The sequence below is a fragment of the Falsiroseomonas sp. HW251 genome (assembly GCF_050563545.1).
Lineage (GTDB): Bacteria > Pseudomonadota > Alphaproteobacteria > Acetobacterales > Acetobacteraceae > Falsiroseomonas.
Map to the genome: position 1 here is coordinate 1 of NZ_JBNXUM010000100.1, position 684 is coordinate 684.

Genomic DNA, 684 nt, shown 5'->3' on the forward strand with positions numbered 1-684 from the left:
ATGCCGAGATGCGCCAGCGTGCGGCGCACCGGCAGATGCGATTGCTCGACCAGGCGAATGATCTCGAGCTTCTCGGCCGCCGGGTACCTCATGCGAGGTCGTCCCCAGCCGCGATTGCGCTTTATGGATGGCCCGCCCCTCATGAACCAGCGCAGCCTCGGGCTGCGAGTAGAGGAGCGGAGCATGAGCAAGACACCGATCGCTGTCCTGGGGATCGATCTCGGCAAGAACAGCTGCAGCCTGGCGGGGCTGGACGCCAGCGGCGCCGTGGTGCTGCGGCGACGGATGCCGCGCGACGGCGTGCTCGCGTTCACGGCCAAGCTGGCGAGCTGCGTTGTGGCGATGGAAGCCTGCTGCGGCGCGCACTTCCTTGGGCGGATCCTTCAGCAGCAGGGTCACACGGTACGGCTGATGGCGCCGGAATACGTCCAGCCGTACGTGAAGGCGCAGAAGACCGACGACCGGGACGCCGAGGCGATCGCGGAGGCGGCGACCCGCCCCACCATGCGCTTCGTGTCGCTGAAGAACGAGGCGCAGCTCGATCTGCAGGTGCTGCATCGGGTACGCCAGCGCCTGGTGGCGGCCAGGACGCGGCTGACCAACCAGCTGCGAGCGGTGCTGCTCGAGCGCGGCGTCATCATGCCGAAGCGCCGCACCATGCTGAGGCAGCGACTGGCCGAACTG

1 protein-coding gene is annotated in these 684 nt (G+C 68.3%); it reads left to right on the forward strand.

What is annotated here, in order from left to right:
* Positions 1-183 precede the first annotated feature (183 nt).
* On the forward strand, positions 184-684 hold a 501-nt coding region (locus ACLF3M_RS35360; RefSeq protein ID WP_430661707.1), incomplete at its 3' end, for an IS110 family transposase.